Raw genomic sequence first — 19,212 nt, forward strand, 5'->3', positions numbered from 1 at the left:
GTTGACCGAATTGTTAGCGCACACATTCCTCGTGGGCAAGGCAGCTCGGGCCCCTCGATCACCGGTTTCCGGGAGTTCGACGCACTGGCAAAGAGCCCTTTGACCTGGAGGTATTGATCGGCCGAGCGTCCGTTCCGGCATCGCCGCGCGCCCGGGTAAACAGACGGCACAGCTTTTGTTTCCGCACTCTTGACTGTTCGACCGTGTTGACCCCGTATTCATCCGGCCGTAAAAAGACGGTGCCACGAGAGCGGCCGTCCAACTCACCGGCCGCACGAGAACGGCACCCGTACAAGTCACCCACTCCGGACCGATCCTCCGCCCTGACCAGCAGACACTCCCCACGACGCTGCTCGATCTGCGGATCGCCCAGTCCGGCTCTCCCCTCCCCTCGCCTCGCCCTCCTGTCCGGCTCGTATGTGTGCCGATCTCCGAGGGCCCGAGATGTTAGCGCCCACATTTCCGCTCTCCCGGAGCACACAGCGCCGGACGAGAGAAGAACGCACGACGGAAGAGGTTCACCGTGACAGGTCGAACGAGTCGAGTCAGCCGAGTGACAGGCCGAGTGAGAAGTCGGGTGCGAGGCTCGCGCCGGAGAGGGCTCCTGCTGACTCTGGGCGCGACCCTCACGCTCGTCGGGGGCATCCTGGCCGGGGTCGTCGGCACCGCGGGCTCAGCAGCGGCCGCCACGTCCCTGCCCTGCGACATCTACGCCTCCGCGGGCACACCGTGCGCCGCGGCACACAGCACGACGCGGGCGCTCTACGCCTCCTACGGCGGCTCGCTCTACCAGGTCAAGCGCGCTTCGGACGGCGCGACCACCAACATCGGCGTCCTCAGCGCCGGCGGCTACGCCAACGCGGCGGCCCAGGACTCCTTCTGCTCCGGGACGACCTGCATCATCACCAAGATCTACGACCAGAGCGCCAACCACAACGACCTCACCATCGAGGGGCCCGGCGGCAACGGCGGCCAGGACGTCGGCGCGATCGCCGACGCTCTTCCGGTCACGGTCGGCGGCCACGCGGCGTACGGCGTCTTCGTGTCCGCCGGTGTCGGCTACCGCGACAACAGCACGACCGGCATCGCCACCGGCAGCTCCCCCGAGGGCGCGTACATGGTGACCAGCGGCCACCACGTGAACAACCGGTGCTGCTTCGACTACGGCAACGCCGAGACGTCCGGCAACGACACCGGCAACGGCCACATGGACGCGATCAACTTCGGTACGGAGTGCTGGTTCTCGTGTTCCGGCGCCGGATCCGGCCCCTGGGTCGAGGCGGACCTGGAGAACGGGCTCTTCTTCGGAGGGAACGGCTCGAATTCCAACAACAAGGGCAACTCCAGCGAGTTCGTCACCGCGTTGGAGAAGAACAACGGCACCACGACCTACGCGATCAAGGGCGGCAACGCACAGTCGGGCTCACTGACCACCTGGTACAACGGCGCGCTTCCCAACCTCGGCGGATACACCCCGATGCACCTGGAGGGCGCCATCGTCCTCGGCACCGGCGGTGACAACAGCAACGGCTCGGACGGCTCGTTCTTCGAGGGCGTCATGACCTCGGGTTACCCGACCGACGCCGCCGACAACGCCGTACAGGCCAACATCACCTCCGTCGGCTACACCACCCCGGCCGCGAGCTTCCCGGTCGCCGGCACCGCCTACCGCCTGACCAACGCCAACTCCGGCAAGGTCCTGGACGCGGTCAACTGCGGTACCGCCAACGGCACGTCGATCGACATCTGGGCCTCACTCGGCAACACCTGCCAGCAGTGGAAGTTCGCCAGTGCGGGCAACGGCCACTACACCATCAGCAACGTCAACAGCGGCACGGTCCTGGACGACAAGAACTGCGGGCAGAGCAACGGTACGGCCGTCCAGCTGTGGGCCTCGCTCGGCAACAACTGCCAGCAGTGGGACGTCACCAAGTTCGGCAGCCACTACACGATCACCAACGTCAACACCGGCATGGCGTTGGACGTGGCGAACTGCGCAACGACCAACGGCACGGCGGTCCGCCAGTGGCAGCAGCTCGACAACGCGTGCCAGCAGTGGAACATCGCGCCCTGACCTGACAGTCGGGTCGTCGCGGGCCCGTCGGCCCCCTCCCCGCCGACGGGCCCGCGCTTCATCGGTTCATCCGGGTTCACCTGGTCACCTCTGACACGAAGGAACTGCGCATGCCCTCAGAAGCCGTCGGACCGTCCCGCAGGACTGTCCTGACCGCCATCGGTGTCACGTCCCTGGCCGGGACCTTCGCCGGGTCCGTTCCCGCTGTCGCCGCTCCCGCAGCCGTGGCCGCTCCCGTCGCCCTCCCCGCCGCGGCCGCGCACTGGAGCTTCGACGAAGGCTCCGGCACCACCGCCGCCGACGCGTCCGGCAACGCCCACACCGCCACGCTCCAGGGCGCGGCAGGCTGGGACACCGGCAAGGTCGGCGCCCACAGCCTGAGCCTCACGGCGGGCGGCAATGCCACCGCGTCCGGGCCGGTCGTCGACACCTCGAAGGCCTTCTCGGTGGCCGCCTGGGTCAACCTCGCCCAGCTGGGCGGCTACCAGACCGCGGTCAGTATCGACGGCACGGTGGTCAGCGCGTTCTACCTCGGACTGCGTGACGACACCGGCACGTTCGCCTTCGCCCGCCTCGCGTCCGACGCCACCCAGGGAGCCGCCGTCGCGGCCGCTGCCTCCGCCCCGACCGCCGGCACGTGGACCCACCTGGTCGGCGTCAGCGACGCCGCGGCCGGCGTCACCCGCCTGTACGTCAACGGCGTACTGGAAGGGGAGACGGCCTACACCGCGGGCTGGGCCGGCACAGGGGCGACCGCTATCGGCCGCGCGCTGTACGGCGGCGGACAGGTCGACCAGTGGCACGGCCTGATCGACGACGTACAACTGTTCCCGTCCGCCCTCACCTCGGACCAGGTGGCGACGCTGGCCGGCGTCCCGGTGGAGTCGACGACACCGCTGCTCAGCGTGGACGTGGCGCATCCCGCTCACGCGGTCTCCCCCATCCTCCCGGGCCTGATGTTCGAGGACATCAACCACTCCGGCGAGGGCGGCATCTACGCCGAACTGGTGCAGAACCGCTCGATGATGGCCAGCGACACATCACCGGTCCACTGGTCCGCGGTGGGCGGCACGACGCTGACGCTGGACACGGCCACGCCGTTGAACGAGGCGCTGAACCGCTCCCTCAAGGTGGCACTGCCGAGCGGTACAGGGGCCGGAAGCCGAGCCGGTGTGGCGAACGACGGCTTCTGGGGCATCCCGGTCCGCCCCCGAACCACCTACACGGCCCGCCTCTTCGCCAAGGCATCACGCCGGATCGGCCCCCTCACGGTGTCCATCGAGTCGGCCGACGGAGCGACGGTGTACGCCTCCGCGAGGATCGCGCACATCGGTACGGCCTTCCCCGACCGCCCCTTCGAACTGACCCTGCGCACGGGTTCGGGCGCCCCGGTGACGGGCGACGCAAGACTGACCGTCACCACGGCCGACCCGACCGCCGCGGGCGAGACGCTGTGGCTGCAGCACGTCTCCCTCTTCCCGCCGACCTACAACAACCGCCCCAACGGCCTGCGCGTCGACCTGATGGAGAAACTGGTCGCCCTGAAGCCGAAGTTCCTGCGCTTCCCCGGCGGCAACTTCCTCGAGGGCAACACGATCGCGACCCGCTTCAACTGGAAGAACACGATCGGCCCGGTCTGGGAGCGCCCCGGCCACATGGACGACGCGTGGGGTTACTGGTCCACGGACGGACTGGGCCTCATGGAGTACCTGCACTGGGTCGAGGACATGAAGGCCCAGCCGGTCCTGGCCGTTTTCGCCGGCTACGCGCTGCAGGGCGAACACGTCACGGGCGACGCGCTCAAGCCGCACATCCAGGACGCCCTGGACGAGATCGAGTACGTCACGGGTCCGGTCACCAGCACGTGGGGCGCTCGGCGTGCGGCCGACGGCCACCCGAAGCCGTTCCCCCTGGAGTTCGTGGAGATAGGCAACGAGGACTGGTTCGACGGATCGGGCTCGTACGACTCCCGCTTCACGGACTTCCACGACGCGATCAAGGCGAAGTACCCGCACCTGAAGCTGATCGCGACGACGACGGTGACGAGCCGCACCCCGGACCTGATCGACGAGCACTACTACCTGGCCCCGTCCGCAGCCCAGGCCGCCACCCACAAGTACGACAACAGGGACCGCGCTTCGACGAAGGTGTTCGTAGGCGAGTGGGCCGCGCAGGAGGGCCGCCCGACCCCCGACCTCAACGCGGCGTTGGGTGACGCGTCCTGGCTGGCCGGCCTGATCCGCAACTCCGACCAGGTCCTGATGGAGTGCTACGCACCCTTGTTCTCCCACGTGAAGAACAACGTCTGGGCCACCAACCTCATCGCCTACGACAACCTCACCAGCTACGTCTCCCCCAGCTACTGGGCCCAGCAGATGCTGACGAGCAACCTGGGAGACACGGTCCTGCCGGCCACGGCACGCGCGCTACCGGGCCTGGCGACGGTGGCCACGCGCTCCGGGAAGCGGCTGTACCTCGCGGTGGTGAACTACAGGACGGAGAAGGTGGATGTGCCGGTGGAGCTCCAGGGCTTGGCGAAGGGAGTCAAGAAGAACGCCACGGCCACGGTCCTGACGGGACCCTCACCGACGGCGACGAACACCCTGACCGAGCCGACGACACTCGTCCCCAAGACCACGGGAGTGACGGGAGCAGGACCGAAGTTCACGACGACCCTGCCACCGCTCTCGGTCACGGTCCTGGAACTCACCTTGGCCTGATACCTGTACCGCCTCAACGCTGCTGGATGTCAGTGATCTCCACGGAGAGCGCTGTGCTGTTCGCCGAAGCGGTGCTGATCAGAGACGGTCTGTAGCTGAGGCTGGTCTGATCCGTCAGCTCGGCGGTCTCAATGACCGGCCCGGACTCGTCGCCGTGGATCTCGTAGGTGATCTCGTAGACGGCGTCCGGGTCGAGGTCCCCACTGCTGCCCAGATAGGTGAGCTCGGGCTCCACGGTCACGTTGCAGCCCGCTGATCCGAAGCAGTGCCGCGCGGTGGTGCGCAGGTCGATCGAGAAGCTGTCGGCGTCGACCTCGGCGTACGTCGGCTCCGGGTCCGGCTCCATAGCGGGGCTGACGGCGTCCGCGTCCGGGACGCTCGACGCCGCGACGCCGGCCGGCTTGCCGTCGTCGTTCGTGCGCTGCCCGACGACAACGCCTGTGGTGACGATCGCGGCGATCACGGCGGCGGCCGAGCCGATGACGATCGCGCTGGTGCGGTGCCCCCGCGGCGGAGTCGGCACCGCGGGCGGCGGAAAGGTGGGCGGCAGCGGAGGGGTGGTCGGCTGAGGAGGGGTGGTCGGCTGAGGAGTGCTGTCGGCCATCGTTAGTGCCACCCTCCCAGCAGTCCCGAACTGAGCTGGGCCATACAGATGTTGTAGTCGCCGGCCGCGTGGGCCTTCTTCGTCTTCCCGCCGACCGTGACGGAGCAATGGATGTCCCCGGATCCCTGGAGCTGCGCGGTGACGTTGTAGTACAGGGTGTCGTCGTCCAGAGGCAGGGTGGCCTTGAACTCGCCGTTCTCGAAGGTGCCGTCGCGGTTGTCGGAGTCGGACCCGTAGGTGATGTCGAGCGGCCCGAGGGCGCCTGCGGGTGCGGTGCCCCACACCTTGAAGATCACGACTTTCTTGCGGGTCTTCTTTTCGGCCTTCTTGTCACTGCCGTCGGAGGCACCAGCCGGCTCGTGGCCCTTCGACGTGGAACCACCGGACGTTGAGCGACCGGACGTTGAGCGACCGGCCTTGGTGTCCTCGGCGCTCTTGGAGTCGTTCGAGCTGGAGCCACCGCCCGCGACAGCACCGATGAGAGCGATCAGGACGAAGAGGCCGACGAGGCCGAGACAGCCCAGCCCGATGACCTTCCCCGCGCCGGCCTTCTTCCTCGGCGGCGGCCCGAACGGCGGCTGTCCGAAGGGGTGTTGGGGGCCACCCCATCCGGGCTGCTGCGGCGGGTACTGCTGCTGGTTCATGGTTCCCCCTGGGGCATATGTCGTGCCGTGCAAGGGGAGTGACTCGCAGAGGTCGCGCACGGTTTCCCGATGAAGATGGATTCACCTGAACGGAGTGAGCTCGTCGTACATCGGATGGTCTTACTGGCACTGACAAAGCCTCTGGAGGCGCCTGGTCATCAGCGTGATCGCGGCCCAGGTGATCAACGATTCACTCATCTCGAGGAACCGTTCGTGGTCCTGGCAGTGCCGTCTGGCCCCCGTGATCCACGATCACGAGCGTGCGCTCCGGGGCAGTGGGTGCTCAGCGCTCCGCGCGGCGGGCCAGCAGGACCGAGTCCTCGGCCTCGACCGGCCCGGTCTCCCGTTTGAGCGTGCGGGGGCTCTGCTCCACGACGACGGGCTCGAAGTCGTCCGGCAGGCCGGGAAGCAGTTCCGCGGCCAGGAACATCGCTTTGCGGTGGCTCTCGGACAGGTGCGTGAACTCGGGCGACGGCGCATGCCCCACTACCAGGAGCGAGCCGCCGGGGGCGACGGCTGCGGCGAGGCGGCGGGTCACGTCGACCATGCCGCCGTCCGGGGCGTGCAGGTAGTGGGTGGTGACGAGGTCGTACGAGCGGTCGCCGGAATCGAAGGTCCTGGCGTCCACCTGCCACCAGTCGACCCGATCGGCCACGCCGGCCTGCTCGGCGTGGCGGGCGGCACGGGCCAGGCCCTGGGGCGAGAAGTCGGCGCCGGTCACCCGCCAGCCCTGTCCGGCCAGCCAGACCACGTCACCCCCCTCGCCGCAGCCGACGTCCAGCGCCGTGCCAGGGGTGAGCTCACCGGCGGTGACGACGAGTTGCGGATTGGGCTCGCCACTCCAGAACCGCTCCTGTCCTGCGTACCGCTCGTCCCAAGCCGCCGGCTCGAACATTTCGGCGGCCGCCTGCTCGTCGGGCTCGCCGCTTCGGCCGTGCTCGTGGTGTCCTGACACCGGATGCCTCCCGCTGCTCGTGATGCTGTGCCACGCCGTCCCACTCGGGCGCGTTGTCGATGGTGCTCGTACCTGCGCCGATTCGCACGCGAAGTTGCCGGACCGGCAAACGGCGGCCCCTTGAAGAGTGAGGCGCAGGCGGCGGGCCTTGCCGACGGTGTCGCACGGTCTGGAACAGGTGAGGCGTCCTGGACCATTGGCGGGATGAGACTCCTCGCATGTCCGGGCCGCACGCAGGGGCCCAAAAGCAGCCCCGGCCCGGTCGACCGCGCAAGCCTGGGCAGCAATCACCACATCATCACCAACTGCCAGGGCATCCCGCTCGCGGTGCAGCCGACCGGATCCCGGCCGTGGCCGGAGTCGTCGGCCGGCCACGGAGGCGGCCCGACATGCTGTTCGCCGACCGACTCCACTGCGGCAGCGCGGCATGCGGCCGGCCCTACGGCACCGGCCCGGGGACCTTCCGCCGGGCCGTCGAGCGGACGATCTCCTGGCTGCACCGCTTCCGCCGCCTGCGCATCCGCTGGGAACGACGCGACGACATCCACGAAGCCTTCCTCGGAATCGCCGTCTGCCCGATCACCCACCGCCACGTCCAGAGGTTTTACCAGGACCAGTAAACGGTGCGGCCCCCGGTCGGCGAGAGTGCCGACCGGGGGCCGTAGACGGAGTGCATGTTGCATGCTTGCCGCCCCGTCCGCAGAGGCGAGCAGTGCGACACCAACCACCGCACTGAAGCCAACCATGATCCATAGCGGCACTTGCGAGTCGGAGCATGTGCTCGGCCTCGGACTCATCCCCTTCTCCTTGCGCCTGTGGGGCTGATCGTCACCCGGTGTGCGGTCCACCGCGGCGAGCCCCGTTGGCCCACGACCAGCCGAAGAAGAGGGCGACGAGGAGCGCCACCAGGAGCACGATGCCGAGAACGGTTCGTACGGCGCCGTTCATGCTGTCCTGAGCCCAGGGAACGAAAACGAACAGCACGACACAGAACGCGGCGACTCCTGCCAGGACCACCGCCATACGACCACGGTACGAGTTCATGCGGACCTTCCAGTCAGACGTTGCGGAAACCTTGAGGGCCGCTTTCACACTCTTGGTGACAGCACCCGCCCCTCCGGACACGGCACCGGTAACGCCATCCACTGACGCAGCCTCAACCGCTCCGCCCACCACCGGGAGGCCCTCAGGGACCTGGCGGTGACCACGCCGACCGGCCCGCGCTACGACCCGCAGGCTGCAGCGGCGCCTCGGTCACCATTCACGTGGGGTCCTCGTCGGGGATGAGGAAGTCCGCAAGAAATCAACTGCGGCCCTCCTCAAGGCCGGTGGCGGCAGCGGGGTCGGCGGGGCGGAAGCATGCCGTGACTGTCTTGCCGTGCCGTTGGCACCTCGTCCCCCACTCGTCGGCGAGCTTGCCCACGATGGACACTCCGCGGCCGGAGACCGCGCCCTGCTCCGGTTCACGCTGCCGCGGCAGCGACGGGTCCTCGTCGTGGACGCTCACCTGAAGACAGTCACCGTCCCAGGTGAGGACCAGGTGTGCGTCACTGTGCGCGTGGATGTGCGCATTGGTGATCAGCTCGGACACCGCCAGCACGATGGAGTCCACCGTGTCCGGTTCGGCAGCGGTCCAAGGCAGCGACTCAAGACGTCTGCGCGTCCACTCCCGGCCGACGCGGACTCCTTCGGACATGGGGAACGAGTGCGCCCACCCCATCGCCTTCACCGCCACTGGCCGACTTCCTCTCCTTGGCCCACGAAAATCGCGTCACGCACCGTGTACCCGGCCCTCGTGTCGACAGGCATGGCAGTGAACCTGCAGGCCACCGAACTGCGCCGGCAGCCCCGCAACCGCACCGCCACCGAACGTGGCGAAGCGGCGTTTGGCCATACGCGCTTTCACCGAGGGCATCGCCCCGCGGAACCGCGGAACCGCGGTGGACTCAGCCCTCCGGTGACGGGCGCAGCAGTTGTTCGATCAGGCGTTCCTTGGCCAGGGCGAGGTGGCGTCGGTAGGTGCCGTAGGGCACCCCGAGTCGTCGGGCGGCGGCCTTGTGGGTGCGGGGGGCCGTGATGTAGGTGGTGGTGAGGGCCTCGTGGGCTTTGACGCCCGCCGGGTCGATCTGTATCGCGTCGAGTGCGGTGGTGATGGCGCCGCGCAGGTCCGCGGCCGGGGTCGGGTGAGCCCGGCGCCACGAGATGGGAACGCAGCAGGGCGCTGGTCGCGAATTCGCCGGGGGTGTGCCAGGTACGCAGCGCCTCCAGCACGCCTTCCTCGAACGCCGCGCGCGGCAGCTGGTCGCCTGCGCCCCCCACGGGTGCGGTTGCGGGCCATGTCGTCAGGGGCGCGAGTGCGGTGCGCGCCCAGTGTTGCACCCACTCCTCCACTGATTGTTGTCGCCAGTCCCGGCCGAAGACGTGCTGTCGCAGGCCGCCGACGTCCACAGCCGCGACTTCCTGTATGCCCGCCTCGGCGAGGTAGCGTCCCCACCGGTCGGCCGAGTGCGGGGCACCTCACGGGACGGAGAGCGCTGCTCGCATGTATGCAGCACCGACTCGGCGTCGCCCGAGCACTACGCCACAGCCCTAGTCCTCGGCGTGGCTCGTCACTTCCCCTTGGCCCAGCGTCGAGCGGGACGTGCCATGTCCCTACTGCGTGGTCTGGGTCGAGTCTTCATGCTCCGCCTTTGGATCGACGGAAGTGTCTTCAGCGTGCTGCTCGACGCCGAGGCGACCGGTGGGCAGCTGACCGTCGGCCGCTTCGACGTCAGCAAGGGCGAGGCACCGCCGTTCCACGTGCACAACAACACGGGAGGGCGGCATCGTCTCCCTGCCCCGCCGCATCCCCCACGGCGGCCCGGCGACGGCGTCCGCGACAGCGAACCCGCCGGTGACGAGACCCGCAGCGGCATACGACCCGGTGCGTGCGTGCACGAGCCAGACAATGCCGATCCCCGTCATGGCGAGGCCCACACGCCCGACAACGGAGGGAGGGAAGAACGCCGCGGCACCCGAAGTGCGCAGCAGAGTGCGATAGTTCGCTGAAGCCAAAGGCATGGCGCATCCCTTTCGCCGCCCGGCGGGACGCACCAACGGGGTCGTCGGCGTCCTGCTGTGCCGACCCGTGGCTGCGTCTGAAGCCGTCCAGTTGGTGGCGTGGAGCGGGGACGCCCACCCCACGCCGACTCCGTCACCGGGCAGATGTCATGGGGCAGTTGATGACCTCCTTGAGCGTAGAGGAACGGCGTACGGAAGCGAACAACACCGTCATCCTGATGGCGGGCTGGGGCCCGCACCGGTAAGTTGGTGACCTTCGGGCGGTGTCAACTCCCGGAGTCCTCGAAGGCGAACGTCCATGACGAACCTCGATCCATCCCGCTCCCGACTTCGCCTCGACGCCGCACTGGATGGCCTGGCAGCCACCTTCCGGGGGATGACCGCCCACCCCGACGAGCACAACTGCGACTGCCACTGGGGCAGCGCGGAAGATCTTGCCCAGCTCAAGGTGGCGGACACGGAGCTGGACCCCGACCTCCTGCGACGCACATGGGAGGCCATCGACTGGAGCGACCACGCATCCGTCCTCCGCAGGATCCTGCCCCAGTTCGCCACGGCCCTGGTCCACGGGCTCATCGAGCCCCTCTTCGGCATGGAAACGGTCGGGCGTTCGTTCGCACTCGGCCACTGGCGGCAGTGGCCTGCTGGACAGGCCGCGGCAGTCGTGGAGTTCCTGCACGCCTGGTGGGTGTACACGCTCACCGATCCGGATCCCGCCGTACCCGCGCACGAGGTCCTCATAGTGAGCGCCGAGGCATCCGGCGCCCTGAGCCCGTGGCTCCGCACCTGGGAAGCAGTGACCGGCCCCGCGGCCGACCAGCACCTGGCCGACGCGGCAGCACAGTGGGAGTACGACCTGCTCGGTGACCAACTGCCCTGGAATGCTTGGGAGAACGGGGAAGAGATGCGCGCCGAGCTGACTGTCTGGCTGGTTCGCCACGCTCCGACGCGGCTGCGTGCCATCGGCGTGTCCGAAGAACTGCTTCACCGGATACGCCTGCTCGAGGTCACCGGCCCCGACCGCTGGGAGGACCCGCACTGGCCCGGCCACCGCTATTGATCCCCGAGCACCGTGCAGCGTCGCGGCCGCGTGCCGCGGCGGCCGCTCAGAGGTGGCCGTCCAGGAACTTCCGTACCTCGGCGACGGTCATGGGCCCCGTGCCGTGCGCCACTGCCTCTCCCTCCTTCAGCAGGACGTAGGACGGGGCTCCGGTGATCCCGTATCGCTCGGTTGCGGCCGGACAACGTGTGATGTCGGTGCGGACGACCGTCAGGCGGCCCGTGTAGTCGTCGGCGATGTCACCCACGACGAGGTCCATCACCCGGCAGGGCTCGATTGCCTTGGGCCAAGTCCCGGTGAAGTATGCGAGGACCGGAACTGCGCTCATCCCGAGGATGAAATCGAACTCCGCGTCCTCACGGGGTCGGTGAACCCGCATCGCCATGGAAGCTCCTGGCCTCACGTTCCGTCATTGCCTCCCCATCATCCCCCGCATCCCCACCATCCCTGGCGCGGTGTGTCGGGCCCACGAGCTCCCCGAGGCCCTGGGCCGCTCGCGGACGCGGTCGTGGACGGTCGGCGTACGCGTCAGCTGACCCGAAGACCGACCGCCAGCGTCAGTTCAAGAACGCGGTGCGGCGATGCGAGATCCGGAAACAGCTCCCGCACCTGCGCCATCCGGTACCGGACTGTCTGGGGGTGGATGAACAACGCCGCCGCCACCTCGTCCCGCCTGCCCTGGTGCAGCAGCCACGCCCGCAGCGTCTCCTCCAGCCGCCGTGCGGTGGCGTCGGGCAGGGCCCGCAACGGTGCGAGGGCTCGAGCGCGCAGGTCTGCGAACGCGTCCCCGTCGGCGCTGAGCACCAGCTCGGGCAGGTGGTCCTCGGTGTCGCGAATGTCGGAGGAGAGCAAGCGCGCGCGTACGGCTCGGGCGTACGAGGCGGACGCGCGAGTCCATGGCCGGGGCGGGCCGACCACGGCGGTGCGGTCGGTCAGCTGCCGCAGGAGATGTGATCGGTCGGCATCGGGGACGAGCAGCACACCGGTGGCGTCCGGCAGATCGTCGAGGACGAGGGTGCTCGGGTCGAGAGCGCGGTAGGCAGGGCGGGCCTGGGCGGCGGGCAGCAGGACCGCGGTCAGCGAAACCGGAGGCTGCCACCCGGCCCGTTGAGCGGAGGCCAGCAGCACGTCCGGGCTCGCGCCGGCGAGGAGGTCGCGGGCCAGGTGTTCCAGGTGGCGTTCTTGGTCCCTGCCGCGGGCGGCCAGTTCGTCGGCGTGACCCGCGGCGCTCGCGGCGGAGAGTTCGTCGATGTAGGCGAAGGTCAGCTCGGCGAACTTGGCCACCTCGGCGGCGGGCAGGCCTGCCGGTACGGCGCCCGCCGCCAGGCATCGCCAGGCCACGCGGGCGCCGACGCGGTAGGCGCTGAGCAGGGCGTCCATCGAACGGCCGTCCCGCACCTCGCCGCGGCCCAGCTCGTATGCTGCGTCACCGGCGTCCACGCCTTTGGTCTTTCCGCTCGCGAGGTCCAGGTAGTGGCCCAGGGCGGTGCGGACGGCCCGGCGGATGGTGCCGCCCATGCTGCCCGAGAGGGCGTTGGCGTAGGGGGGGACCTCGTCGATGATCGCCTGGACGACTTCGTCGGCTGTGGTCTTCAGCGCCGCCCGAAGTGCGGTGACCGTCGTCTCATTCAGGGCCAGTTCGCTGGCCCTCTGGATTGCATGGCTCACGTTTCTGTTCCCTGCGAACAATTCAACCAGCCAGATTTACGTCCTACGGTCAGGACTTTACGCCCTGAGGCGCAGCAAGCTGGAGTCATGACGAGTACAGCCCTCCGCAGCAGGGCTTGGAAACTGCTGGAGATGGTCACGACGCCGCTACTGCCGTCGGACTACCTCGACCTGGTCAGCCCGCTGCGCGCGGGCGCTGACCTGCGTGGGCGCATCGAGGCCGTGCACCCCGAGACCGATGACGCCGCGACTGTCGTGATCAGGCCGGGACGGGGCTGGCGCGGCCACACGGCCGGTCAGTACGTACGGATCGGAGTCGACGTCGACGGGGTGCGCCTGTGGCGTGCCTACTCCATCACCTCACCGACGAACCGCCCTGACGGCCGCGTCACGATCACCGTGAAGGCGATCCCGGACGGCAAGGTCAGCAACCACCTGGTCCGTAGAGCGAAACCCGGCACGCTGATCCAGCTCGACCAGGCGACCGGTGACTTCGTGCTGCCGCAGGCCAAGCCCGCCAAGGTGCTCTACCTGACGGCGGGCAGTGGCATCACGCCCGTGATGGGCATGCTGCGCGACACCGAGTTCGACGACGTCGTCATGGTCCACTGCGCGCCGCAGCCGCAGGACGTGATCTTCCGCAACGAACTGCACGACCTCGTCGCGGACAAGAAGCTGCGGCTCACCGAGGTGCACAGCGACACAGACGGCCAGCTCGACATCGCCCGTCTCGCCGAACTCGTGCCCGACTGGACCGAGCGCGAGACCTGGGCCTGCGGGCCCACGGGCCTGCTCGACGCCGCAGAGAAGCACTGGAGCGAGCACGGCGTCCCGGAGCGCCTGCACATCGAACGCTTCCGCCCCAGCATCGTCGTCGCCGGCGACGGCGGCGAGGTCACGTTCAGCACCACCGGCAAGACCGTCGACGCGGACGGCGCCACGCCGTTGCTGGACGTCGGCGAGGAGGCCGGCGTGCTCATGCCGTCCGGGTGCCGCATGGGCATCTGCTTCGGCTGCGTCACGCCGCTCAAGGCGGGCGCCGTCCGAGACCTGCGCACCGGCGAGATCACCGAGGCCGAGCCGGGCGTCCTCATCCAGACCTGTGTGTCCGCCGCGGCGGGCCCTTGCGACATCGACCGGTAGGAGCACCTTGACCGCCATCGACCCCACCGCCCACCTGACCGCAGAGCAGATCGAGGAGCTGGGCCGGGAACTCGACGCGATCCGCGACGAGGTGATCGCCGCCCGCGGCGAGAAAGACGCCGCCTACATCCGCAAGGTCATCTCGGCGCAGCGCAAGCTCGAGCTGGTCAGCAGGGGCGTACTGCTGTTCTCGATCTTCCCGCCCGCGTGGCTGCTCGGCACCGCCGGGCTGTCCGTGGCGAAGATCATGGACAACATGGAGATCGGCCACAACATCCTGCACGGCCAGTGGGACTGGATGCGGGACCCGAAGATCCACTCCACCACCTGGGACTGGGATCACGTCTCGCCGGCCGAGCAGTGGAAGCACTCGCACAACGAGCTCCACCACACGTACACCAACGTGATCGGCAAGGACAACGACCTCGGCTACGGCATCATGCGCGTCGACGAGGACCAGAAGTGGCACCCGATTTACCTCGGCCAGCCGCTGTGGAACTTCCTCAACGCCTGCTTCTTCGAGTACGGCATCGCGGCGTACGACCTGGAGCTCGGCAAGAACCTCGACAAGCGCCGCCGCAAGAACCCGGAGTTCCGCGCGCGAGCCAGGGCCGTGGGCCGCAAGATCCGCAAGCAGGTGCTCAAGGACTACGTGATCCACCCGCTGCTGTCGGGCCCGTCGTTCCTCCCCACGCTCGCCGCCACGTTCACGGCGAACCTGGTCCGCAACATCTGGTCCCACTCGGTGATCATGTGCGGGCACTTCCCCGAGGGCGTGCAGGTCTTCGAGCGCCGGTCGATCAAGGGCGAGACGCGCGGCCAGTGGTACCTGCGCCAAATGATGGGCTCGGCGAACATCAGCGGCAGCAAGGCCATGCACTTCATGACCGGCAACCTGTCGCACCAGATCGAGCACCACCTGTTCCCCGACCTGCCGAGCAACCGGTACGCCGAGGTCGCGGTGAAGGTGCGCGCGCTGTTCGAGAAGTACGAGCTCGACTACGTCACCGGCCCGCTGCCCAAGCAGGTGTTCTCCGCGTGGCACAAGGTCTTCCGGCTCTCGCTGCCGAACAAGAAGCCCAAGGTCACGACGCCGGACCGCGAACGGGAGCTCGTCGCGGCCTGATTCCCGGTATCGGTTCAGATCTCTCGGCCGTACTGGCGCAACCGCCGGGCGTTGAGATCCGTAGACCGTACGGCAAGGGATCCGGGGCAGCCAGTGTCCGGCTGCGCCAGGGGGTTGAACACAGCTGCGGGGAGGTGTTGCAGGGCGTCGCCGATCTGCCATGGGCGGCCCACTGGAGATCGTGCGCCTGAGCAACTCGCGGCGTCTCTCACCCCTTGCGTCAGCGGTTGCTCTTCGCCCTGGGTCACCGGCCTGCCACCATCAGCCGGCTTGCGGCGCAGCTCGACGCGGAGAAGGGTGCTGTGGCCCCGGTCCACATCGCGAGACCCGTCAGGCCCGCGGCGGCATCGAGCGGGCCGAGGAGGATGCAGAGTGCTTGGGGCCGGCCACGGTATCGGGCGGGCCACCGCGTTGCATCTCCACGGGAAAGGATGTGTCACGGTCCTGTGCGCCCGCAGTCGCGGAGCGCTCGAAGATGTCGGCGAGGAGTCGGGCGCCGAAAACGCCGCTCACCTCATTTGAACCCGCCCTCGGCCTGTTCCCGTCAGGCCTGGCGAGCCGGTACGCCCCTCGCCGCGTGCGATCTGTCGACAGATCTCGGTCGACGGCGGGTAGTTGACCTGCCTGTGGGACGAGAGCGGACTCGATCCACTGACAGACCGCACGCGGCGAGGGAAGGGCTTTGCTGGAGTGTCGTACCAACACGACAAGCGCGAGGACCCGGCCGGCTTCCCCCTGCTGGCGGTCCTCGGGCTGATGGCGGGAATCTTCACCGTCGGCTCGGAGGAACTGGTCGTCTCACCGCTGTTGGTGCGCATGGCCACATCGTTCGACACGACGGTCGGCGTCATGGCGCTTTCGGTCAGTGTCTACGGCGCCACGACCGCCCTGGGCGCGCTGGTCTTCGCGCCCCTCGGTGACCGGGTCTCACGCAAGCTGAGTCTGTCGGTCGGGATGGCGGTGTTCATCGTGGGCACGGTGCTCTGCGCGTGCGCCACGGGAACAGGCCTGTTCTTCACCGGCAGGGCGTTGGCCGGCCTGGCGGCGGGCGCGTTCGTGCCCACCGCCTACGCCTTCGTCGGGGACCAGATCCCCTACAAGCACCGCGCCAAGGCCATGGGGATCCTCGTCTCGAGCTGGTCGCTGTCGCTGGTGCTGGGCGTGCCGATGGGATCCTTCATCGGGCAGTGGCTGGGCTGGCGGTGGTCCTTCGGCCTGCTGTCGCTGCTCGGTGCTCTCGTCCTGTCGGCGATGCTCCGCACCGGCGGCGAGCGGCAGTCAAGCGCGGACGACGCCACCCAGCCAGCGGCGGGATGGACACGGTCGGCGGCCCGGGCCTTCCTGACAGCACGGGTCCCGGCGTACGTGCTGGCGACCTTCCTGGTGATGCTGGGCTGGTACGGCATGTACACGTTCCTCGGTACCGCGCTGGAATACCGCTACGGCTCCGAAAGCACCCTGACCGGCGTCATGATCCTTTTGTACGGGCTGGGTTTCGCCTCGAGTTTCGTCACGGGCAGGTTCGCCGACCGGCTGGGCAAGGAGCGCGTACTGACCGCCTCACTTGCCGGGCTGGTGCCCGCGCTCGTAGGCGTGCCGCTGCTCATCCACTGGACGGCGCCGCTGGCGGTGTGTCTCTTCGGCTGGGGCATTCTCCAGAGCCTGGTCGTCACCCTGCTCAGCACGCTACTCAGTGAACGCTCACAGCAGCACCGCGGCACCATCCTGGCGTTCTACAGCCTCGCGACCAACCTCGCCGTCGCCGTGGGTGCCGCCGCCCTCGCCCCGTTGTTCACGGCGCACGGCTTCCTCGCCGTGGGGTGCGCCTGCGCCGCCGTCACCGCGGTCGCCGTAGGCCTGAGCCGATGGACAGGGAGCACGGCCACGGGTTCTACGAGGACACCGCCCGCTTCGCCACCGAGCAGGCCGTGATCGTGTCATCCGACTACGTCTACGGGGCCTTGGGCCAAGGAGTGGGCGTCGGTCGGGTCGAGGACGATCGACGGCACGTCGACCGCCGGGATGCGCGCAGGAAACACTCATCATCCTCGTACTGTGGATCACCAGATGCGAGTCCCGCTCGAAGTCCGCGTCGGCGGTCGCACGTGCCGGGGACCACTCGAGAACCCGTGCAGCAGGGCGTCGGGAGGCATGGGCGGTCAGGCTTGGGGAGCGTGGCTGTCGGTGGAGTTCCAGTACGCGCCCAGGTCGGGAAGGACTCGGGCAGCGGGCGGGCACCGAGCGGGTCGCTGCCGTCGTTCACGCCGGTGCCGTGTGCGGGTCTGGACAGTGCGTCGGTCAGGTACCAGCGGTGGAACTTCCGCCGTCGGAAGCACCACTCGCCGTCCACGCGCAGATAGTCGTCCCAGTACTGCAACTCCCCCACCTCCCAGTGGCCGGTGGAGGGCCGTTCGAGCTGGTCCCGGCAGTAGACGACGCCTCGGGCGCGGTCGGCGTCGTCGAAGTCCACGATGTGGTTGGTCACCTGGTGGATCGTGGTTCTCGAGGCTCGCATGGCCTCGGTGTACCAGCGGTGCAGTGCCGCGCGGCCGGATTCGTCGCGTCCCACCCGCACGTCGGGCACGAACAGGTCCGCGACGGCGTCCATGTCCCGTGAGTCGAGCGCCAGCGCGTACCGGTAGGGGAGTTGGCGGATCTCGGCCAGCGATTCCATTCGGTCGAGTCGCTCTTCGAGCGTCGTCGGCGTCCAGGCTCCAAGTCGGCTCATGCTCGTCTCCTCACGGGTACGGCGCGCATCACCACCACACATTACAGCTCAATAAGATAACTTATTCAGGTAGGCTCTTCAGGTACTCGTTCGAGTCGCCGTCCGGGCCCTGACATCAGGGCGTGAGGATGACCTTGCCGGGGGTCGTGCGGGTGGACGATTCGGCCAGTTCCAGCGCCGCGGCGGCCTCGGCCAACGGGAAGCGTGCGGCGATCTGTGCGGTGAGCACGCCGTCGCGCAGCAGGTTGAGGACGTGGGTGAGGTCCGTACGGGTCCGGTCCCGGAACGCCTCGCGCTTGGCCGAGTCCGGCTTGCCGGCGCCCGCCCAGATGTCGTAGAAGCTAGCTCGCGTGCCTGCGCGTGGGCAGGTGATTCCAGCACGCCAGTTTGGCCAGCAGGGGCAGGAAGTCGAGCAGTATCGGGCGGGTACCGTCGAGCGCGGCCGCGATGCTGTAGGAGACCAGCGTGCCGGTGCGGTTGAGCAGTCGGTATGAGTGGGTGACGCTCGCGCCGCCGAGGTGGTCGAACGCGGCGTCCACACCGTCGAGAGCCAGTGCGCGGACGCGGGCGGCCAGGTCGGGGGCGCGGTAGTCGACCGGCTCGACGCCGAGGGCGCGCAGCGCCTCGTGATGACGCGGGCTCGCCGTGCCGATCACGCGGGCGCCGGCGTTCCGGGCGAGCTGGACCAGGATCGAGCCCACTCCCCCGGCGGCGCCCGTCACGAGGACGGTCTGCCCGGCCTGCACTTTCGCCTTGGTGTGGAGCATCTGGTAGGCGGTCAGACCGTTGACGATCAGCGTCTCCGCCTCGTCCGGGTCGATTCCGTCGGGCACCTCGACCAGGTCGGCGGCGGCAAGCAGTACGGCCGTGGCCCAGCCCCCGGTCTTGGTCAGCGCGGCGACCCGGCGGCCGACCAGGGCGCGGTCCACTCGGGGGCCGACGACCTCGACGACGCCGACAAGGTCGTATCCGGGCACGAACGGGAACGCGGGCTGGCCGTAGTAGCGGCCCCGGCGCATCGCGCTCTCCGCGAAGGACACCGCGGTCGACTCGACCCGCACCAGTGCCTGGCCGGCGGCGGGTACCGGCAGCACCCGCCGCACCAGGTGCTGCCGTAACCGCCCGGGACTCCTGGAGTGACGTCCGCGTCGGCCTCTTCCCGCGTGATGTGGCGGGTGGCCCGGATATTCGCGCGGCGTTCGGGGTACGGATAGCTGAACGGCTGGGATTCCGCCCGTTCCTCTTCTGCCTGACGGGCTTCCCGGGCGGCTTGTTCCACCTGCTGATCGGAGTGCGGGTTTTCCTGGTTCCATGCCTGGTGGCCGCGCACCGGTTCGGTCCACGGAGAACGGCGTACTCGCCGACCAGTTTCCGGTCCTCGGCTCCGACGTCAACGAGACACTTAGCGGTCACACGCCGTTGCGCGCCCC

General features: G+C 68.9%; 18 protein-coding genes and 1 pseudogene. 7 read left to right on the top strand and 12 right to left on the bottom strand.

The genetic code is table 11. The features are described 5' to 3' along the window. The first annotated feature begins 577 nt into the window (after positions 1-577). Positions 578-2,074, top strand: coding sequence for an arabinofuranosidase catalytic domain-containing protein (locus ACZ39I_RS34420; protein ID WP_467248836.1), 1,497 nt, complete (start codon positions 578-580; stop codon positions 2,072-2,074). Between the two features lie 110 nt (positions 2,075-2,184). Then, positions 2,185-4,794 (top strand): alpha-L-arabinofuranosidase C-terminal domain-containing protein, encoded by a 2,610-nt coding sequence (locus ACZ39I_RS34425; RefSeq protein ID WP_467248837.1) that lies wholly within the window; start codon positions 2,185-2,187, stop codon positions 4,792-4,794. A gap of 13 nt (positions 4,795-4,807) precedes the next feature. Here ACZ39I_RS34425 and ACZ39I_RS34430 read toward each other — a convergent pair whose 3' ends face one another. The 4 genes and pseudogenes from ACZ39I_RS34430 to ACZ39I_RS34445 all read right to left on the bottom strand — a co-directional run bounded on the left by ACZ39I_RS34430 (position 4,808) and on the right by ACZ39I_RS34445 (position 6,997). Continuing rightward, positions 4,808-5,398 carry a hypothetical protein gene (locus ACZ39I_RS34430; protein WP_467248838.1) on the bottom strand — a complete coding sequence of 197 codons (591 nt, stop codon included), beginning with the start codon at positions 5,396-5,398 and terminating at the stop codon, positions 4,808-4,810. Positions 5,399-5,400: 2 nt separating this feature from the next. Continuing rightward, positions 5,401-6,042, bottom strand: coding sequence for a hypothetical protein (locus ACZ39I_RS34435; protein WP_467248839.1), 642 nt, complete (start codon positions 6,040-6,042; stop codon positions 5,401-5,403). Between the two features lie 138 nt (positions 6,043-6,180). After that, positions 6,181-6,294 (bottom strand): annotated as a pseudogene (locus ACZ39I_RS34440) (IS5-like element IS4811 family transposase); the annotation flags it as partial. Positions 6,295-6,325: 31 nt separating this feature from the next. After that, positions 6,326-6,997: a class I SAM-dependent methyltransferase gene (locus ACZ39I_RS34445; protein WP_467248840.1), complete on the bottom strand. Its 672-nt coding sequence runs from the start codon at positions 6,995-6,997 to the stop codon at positions 6,326-6,328. Between the two features lie 389 nt (positions 6,998-7,386). Between ACZ39I_RS34445 and ACZ39I_RS34450 the strand changes: the two genes are divergently transcribed. After that, positions 7,387-7,617: a hypothetical protein gene (locus tag ACZ39I_RS34450; protein WP_467248841.1), complete on the top strand. Its 231-nt coding sequence runs from the start codon at positions 7,387-7,389 to the stop codon at positions 7,615-7,617. A gap of 208 nt (positions 7,618-7,825) precedes the next feature. Here ACZ39I_RS34450 and ACZ39I_RS34455 read toward each other — a convergent pair whose 3' ends face one another. The 3 genes from ACZ39I_RS34455 to ACZ39I_RS34465 all read right to left on the bottom strand — a co-directional run bounded on the left by ACZ39I_RS34455 (position 7,826) and on the right by ACZ39I_RS34465 (position 10,057). Next, complete coding sequence (locus ACZ39I_RS34455) at positions 7,826-8,020, bottom strand: hypothetical protein (RefSeq protein WP_467248842.1); 195 nt, start codon at positions 8,018-8,020, stop codon at positions 7,826-7,828. A 280-nt stretch (positions 8,021-8,300) separates the two neighbouring features. Continuing rightward, a complete protein-coding gene (locus ACZ39I_RS34460; protein WP_467248843.1) occupies positions 8,301-8,732 on the bottom strand; it encodes an ATP-binding protein in 432 nt (143 codons plus the stop codon). A gap of 917 nt (positions 8,733-9,649) precedes the next feature. After that, on the bottom strand, positions 9,650-10,057 hold the full coding sequence (locus ACZ39I_RS34465; RefSeq protein ID WP_467248844.1) for a hypothetical protein: 408 nt from the start codon (positions 10,055-10,057) through the stop codon (positions 9,650-9,652). A 298-nt stretch (positions 10,058-10,355) separates the two neighbouring features. Here ACZ39I_RS34465 and ACZ39I_RS34470 point away from each other — a divergent pair, with 298 nt between their 5' ends. After that, complete coding sequence (locus tag ACZ39I_RS34470) at positions 10,356-11,117, top strand: hypothetical protein (protein ID WP_467248845.1); 762 nt, start codon at positions 10,356-10,358, stop codon at positions 11,115-11,117. Between the two features lie 46 nt (positions 11,118-11,163). Here ACZ39I_RS34470 and ACZ39I_RS34475 read toward each other — a convergent pair whose 3' ends face one another. Both ACZ39I_RS34475 and ACZ39I_RS34480 read right to left on the bottom strand, forming a co-directional pair. Continuing rightward, positions 11,164-11,502: a thioredoxin family protein gene (locus tag ACZ39I_RS34475; RefSeq protein WP_467248846.1), complete on the bottom strand. Its 339-nt coding sequence runs from the start codon at positions 11,500-11,502 to the stop codon at positions 11,164-11,166. Positions 11,503-11,645: 143 nt separating this feature from the next. Continuing rightward, a complete protein-coding gene (locus tag ACZ39I_RS34480; protein ID WP_467248847.1) occupies positions 11,646-12,785 on the bottom strand; it encodes a PucR family transcriptional regulator in 1,140 nt (379 codons plus the stop codon). Positions 12,786-12,872: 87 nt separating this feature from the next. Here ACZ39I_RS34480 and ACZ39I_RS34485 point away from each other — a divergent pair, with 87 nt between their 5' ends. The 3 genes from ACZ39I_RS34485 to ACZ39I_RS34495 all read left to right on the top strand — a co-directional run bounded on the left by ACZ39I_RS34485 (position 12,873) and on the right by ACZ39I_RS34495 (position 16,986). Beyond that, positions 12,873-13,928, top strand: a complete 1,056-nt coding sequence (locus ACZ39I_RS34485) for a ferredoxin reductase (protein WP_467248848.1) — start codon at positions 12,873-12,875, stop codon at positions 13,926-13,928. A 7-nt stretch (positions 13,929-13,935) separates the two neighbouring features. Further along, positions 13,936-15,054, top strand: coding sequence for a fatty acid desaturase family protein (locus ACZ39I_RS34490; RefSeq protein ID WP_467248849.1), 1,119 nt, complete (start codon positions 13,936-13,938; stop codon positions 15,052-15,054). Positions 15,055-15,744: 690 nt separating this feature from the next. Continuing rightward, entirely contained in the window at positions 15,745-16,986 is a 1,242-nt protein-coding gene (locus ACZ39I_RS34495) for an MFS transporter (protein WP_467248850.1), read from the top strand. Between the two features lie 19 nt (positions 16,987-17,005). Here the strand turns inward: ACZ39I_RS34495 and ACZ39I_RS34500 are convergent, their stop codons facing one another. The 3 genes from ACZ39I_RS34500 to ACZ39I_RS34510 all read right to left on the bottom strand — a co-directional run bounded on the left by ACZ39I_RS34500 (position 17,006) and on the right by ACZ39I_RS34510 (position 18,876). Beyond that, on the bottom strand, positions 17,006-17,782 hold the full coding sequence (locus ACZ39I_RS34500; RefSeq protein WP_467248851.1) for a nuclear transport factor 2 family protein: 777 nt from the start codon (positions 17,780-17,782) through the stop codon (positions 17,006-17,008). Between the two features lie 115 nt (positions 17,783-17,897). After that, complete coding sequence (locus ACZ39I_RS34505) at positions 17,898-18,011, bottom strand: hypothetical protein (protein ID WP_467248852.1); 114 nt, start codon at positions 18,009-18,011, stop codon at positions 17,898-17,900. 112 nt (positions 18,012-18,123) lie between these two features. Then, positions 18,124-18,876, bottom strand: a complete 753-nt coding sequence (locus tag ACZ39I_RS34510) for a zinc-binding dehydrogenase (RefSeq protein ID WP_467248853.1) — start codon at positions 18,874-18,876, stop codon at positions 18,124-18,126. Positions 18,877-19,212 lie beyond the last annotated feature (336 nt).

The organism is Streptomyces sp. NPDC024687, from assembly GCF_055559055.1.